The organism is Desulfobacula sp., assembly GCF_021107415.1.
Genome location: NZ_JAIOSW010000190.1, coordinates 1 through 2,629 on the forward strand (window position 1 = coordinate 1; position 2,629 = coordinate 2,629).

The following is a 2,629-nucleotide window of genomic DNA, read 5'->3' on the forward strand; positions in this document are numbered from 1 at the left end:
AAAATTGAGGAAACCAGTATCACGCCAATATGATTCCATGAAAGGCTCCTTTCTTGGACCAGCCTACGACTCTATCACGATTGAGCGGATGTGTCGGAGATATGGTGCAGTTTTGGAAAAAATTGAACCTGAAGACTCTTTGTTTAGGCGTGTTGCCTCCTTTCTGGCAGAGGGTCAGATTGTTGGCTGGTTTCAAGGGCGTATGGAGTGGGGCCCTCGCGCACTGGGTAACCGTAGCATTCTTGGTGATCCTAGGAATCTTGAGATGCAGAAAAAACTTAACCTCAAAATTAAATTTCGTGAAGGTTTCCGACCTTTTGCGCCTTCGGTATTGATGGAAGATGCTTCTGAATATTTTGAGATCGATTCGCCATCTCCTTATATGCAACTGGTGGTCCCGGTTAAGAAATCGCACAGGAGACCTTTACCTGAAGATTATGAATTTATGCCGCTTTATGAGCGTTTATACCATATCCGTTCAGATATTCCGGCCGTTACCCATGAGGATTTTACGGCCCGAATCCAAACTGTTCATAAAGAAACAAATGCGCGGTATTGGAAACTTATTTTAGCCTTTAAGGAGCTGACCGGTTACGGTCTGCTGGTTAACACAAGTTTTAATGTCCGGGGTGAGCCCATTGTTTGTTCGCCCGATGATGCCTATCGCTGCTTCATGAGAACCGAAATGGACTGGTTAGTGATTAATAACTATCTTTTTTCTAAGCAGGAGCAGAAAAATTGGCAGGATGATGAAGATTGGCAAAATATGTATGAGCTTGATTAAGACCTGAGATCCATTACGACTGCATCAACAATGAGGTAAGCTGAGAAAAGATATATGCCCGCCCCCAACAAAACAGATTTGAAAGGTTCAATTTTGTTGAAACTTGTATTAGTGACCTTTTCAATAATAATTTCATGTGTCATAATTGAAATTTTTATTAGAGTATCAGGGTTATGGATAAGCTTCGGACCACTCGAAAGAGATTACTATGCAAGATCAGCCATTGATGGTGTCCCATATACGTTAAAGCCTGATATGGATAGTAATTTCCCTCCAGGAAGAATAATATCAAACCATGATGGATACAGAACGACAATAGGTGAACAAAAAAAATCAAATGTTATCAGGATTCTTGCCATAGGAGATTCTATCACATTTGGTTTCGGTGTTGACCAGCGCCATGCATATCCCCAGCAACTTGAGGCAAAATTAAATAAAAGTAATTCAAACTTAAAGATAATGTATGAAGTTTTCAACGCGGGTGTTGACGGTTATAATGCTGAAGATGAATATTATGTATTAAAGAATCTGATTACAAAATACTCACCGGATCTTATTATCTGGCTCCTTGTGAGTAACGATTGGGATGATTCATTGCAAGTCAATGAAAATGGACAATTAATCACCTCGCATGAGTCCTATTCAGTATCAAGTGAATTCTTAAGATTGGCCTGGGGGTGGACAGAAGATAGATTTGACCCGGATAATTATTATTTAATGATGGATCAAAGAAGACGAGCCTGGGCAGATTCCAGGCCGATAGGGCCGGAACCTTTATTTAAAAAAATGAATAGGTTTTTAATAAAGAATTATTACACCTATCCATTCGTCAGGTCTCTGTTTCCATCAAAAGGGAGACTGGAAAATTTTTCCGATGGTGAATTAATATATAGAAATAGACCCGTTGTCATCAATGGGACAGAGGATTTTTTTCCTGAAATAGCATCTATTACTTTATCGCCCCTTTACAATAAGCGGCTTTATTCGTCAATTAATAAAGGGGTGGGTCTTGCTAACGCAAATAATATTCCGATCATAATATATGGTCTAAATATTTTGTTGAAAACACACAGTATTCATGGTGAGTATATATTCGAAGATATAAGTAAATACTTCAGCATGCCATTTATGAGTTTTAGGCAGCGGTATAATTTGAGATGGGACGGTCATTTAAATCCAAAAGGAAACAAAATTCTTGCCGAATCTGTTCAGCAATCATTATTTAATAATAAGCTTGTGCATGATATAACAATACCAAAAAGAAAAATATATGATACGACATTGTACTGGCAACAATATAAACAATATCGAAAAGAGTATATTAAAAAAAATATAAAAAATCATATAGATTTTAATGGATTTAAAGGTATTCACCAATTATTAGGCGGTCTCTATCCGCCAAGGACCTTTCCCATAAGGGGGGGAGCAACACTTGCTCTCATATTAAAGCATAGTCAGGCAAGGACACTATATATATCCGGATATAATCGGTCAGATGCTATGATAGAAATAGTTGTCCAGGTGGGTATTAACGGGTTTGAATCAGTAGTGTCAATTCCGTCAGGTTTATTCCTTGAAACGGTTGATCTGACTAGAGTTGATCTGGCTCAAAAAGATATGAAAGATTGTGCAGAAAGGATTATTGATGTCCGGTTGAACTGCAAATCAAAAAATGATGTTATCCGGATGGATTATATTGGATTTGATAAACCAAAGATAATTGCAAACAATTAGTGAAGAGAGAGATTTTTACTGTTTTTTTGAAAAAACTGCCGGACCAAGCTTGATCAATTGATACAAACGTCTTCTGCGTGAATTTTCAGGTAGAATGAATTCGATGATAGA

Annotated in this window: 2 protein-coding genes; both read left to right on the forward strand. The window is 37.8% G+C overall.

The features are described 5' to 3' along the window. A partial coding sequence (locus K8S13_RS10220) for a carbamoyltransferase C-terminal domain-containing protein (protein ID WP_291462344.1) occupies window positions 1-784 on the forward strand: 784 nt, incomplete at its 5' end. 96 nt (window positions 785-880) lie between these two features. Continuing rightward, window positions 881-2,518, forward strand: a complete 1,638-nt coding sequence (locus tag K8S13_RS10225; RefSeq protein ID WP_291462345.1) for a hypothetical protein — start codon at window positions 881-883, stop codon at window positions 2,516-2,518. Window positions 2,519-2,629 lie beyond the last annotated feature (111 nt).